Annotated in this window: 2 protein-coding genes; both read right to left on the bottom strand. The window is 40.5% G+C overall.

Going from position 1 to position 1499, the window contains the following annotated elements; all coding sequences use genetic code 11:
* Window positions 1-153 precede the first annotated feature (153 nt).
* Window positions 154-588, bottom strand: a complete 435-nt coding sequence (locus QTN95_RS20590; protein WP_331418836.1) for a GNAT family N-acetyltransferase — start codon at window positions 586-588, stop codon at window positions 154-156.
* 151 nt (window positions 589-739) lie between these two features.
* Window positions 740-1249 (bottom strand): ClbS/DfsB family four-helix bundle protein, encoded by a 510-nt coding sequence (locus tag QTN95_RS20595; RefSeq protein ID WP_331418837.1) that lies wholly within the window; start codon window positions 1247-1249, stop codon window positions 740-742.
* Between the last annotated feature and the right edge of the window lie 250 nt (window positions 1250-1499).

Below are 1499 nucleotides of genomic sequence, written 5' to 3' on the forward strand. Positions count from 1 at the left end.
ATAAAGTCATGACGGTGCGAACACATCAAAGTGGCCCGAGATAGCTTCTCAACTAGAGCCCGTATATAAGCAAGCATCTAACCTTCGTTAACAATACTTTTTGACAACAATAGGGAGTCCATATAAGCGTTGTGAATCACTCTTAAATTATTGTTATAAGCGTGGTTTGAGCATGTGCACGAACTGTTCGTCCTGCCCTGTAACCTCAAAGCCAAACCTTTTGTAAAGTTGCCCTACTCGGTTTCCTTGTAAGTAGCAAAGCTTTATCGGTAACAACTTTTGTGCAGCAAGCTCAATGACCGCTTTTAATACTTGGCTACCAATTCCTTTACCCTGATATTCTGGTAATAGGAAAAAACGACCAAAGTACAGATACTCAGAATGGCACTGCACCAAGTAACTGCCCACTGCGACTCCATCGACTTCGATTATGGTTGGCTTTTCTTCGCCCCACTCATTGTGATGAATTTCTCTTTGAACACTTTCGTCCCAACCAAATACAGCTTTGATTGGTTCAAATTCTGCTGATTTCTTAAGCTCGAATAGGAACTCATAGTCACTATTTTCAGCTTTACGGGTTTCGTACACCTAACTCTCCAAACCTACAACTACGGATAGATAATAACGCTAAATTAAGGTGTGAACAACGCAAGCCACCTTACTTAAACCATTGTGCCATAATCACTAAAATTGAAGTAAAAGCAAAAATGCCGAGCGTTGAGAATCCCTCTTAAATTGCTTATGTGATTTCTCGATTGAAGCGCCTAACTTTTGTACGCATGTTTTTCATAGGTGATGATGTATTAAACTGAATCATGCGCCCCAAAGTCCATTGCTCATACCACGCTACACCATACAGCTCATGGTTACTTAAGCTTGAAATCAGTAAAAGTATTTCATTAACCGTAAACTCGAGCTCAATAAGTAAATCATCGTATTTCCAGTCACGATACTCGTCGTGGAAACTTTCTGCGAGCAACCCCAATTGGTTCCATTTGTAGCCTGTTTCCGGAAAATCTACTTGTTGATTTTGAGAGCTTAGATGATACCATTTAAGTACGAGTTTCCCCCAACCTATCAAATAAGCCACCGTATCACTAACGCTAATGAGTGTACCTTTGACGTTTCCCTCTACGCCTGATTTACGAACGTGACTTTCTGGAGTTGAGCGATAGTCAGCCATAAGTTTCGAAAATATCGAGTTTATAGCAAACTCCAATTCATCTTTATTGCTTGGTACAGAAGACATTTTCACCTCCATTCACATAACGCAAAATTAAGGTGTGAACAACGCTAACACCTTAGCTAAACCATTGAGCCATAAACACTAAAATGGCTTGAAGTAAAAGCGCCAAGATGTATGGACTCCCTATCTCCCTCGGGAGTAACGTAATAAGTAACGACACTTTTACAAGGAAGCCAACACATGACTCATTCTACGGTGCTCGCTATCGACTTAGCAAAAAACGTTTTCCAAGTTTGTAAGATGGATCGACATG

This window comes from Vibrio sp. M260112, assembly GCF_036533775.1.
GTDB lineage: Bacteria > Pseudomonadota > Gammaproteobacteria > Enterobacterales > Vibrionaceae > Vibrio.

Excerpts from the sequence above, each read along its gene's own strand:
- QTN95_RS20595 (WP_331418837.1), bottom strand. The coding sequence starts at position 1,249 with ATGTCTTCTGTACCAAGCAATAAAGATGAATTGGAGTTTGCTATAAAC.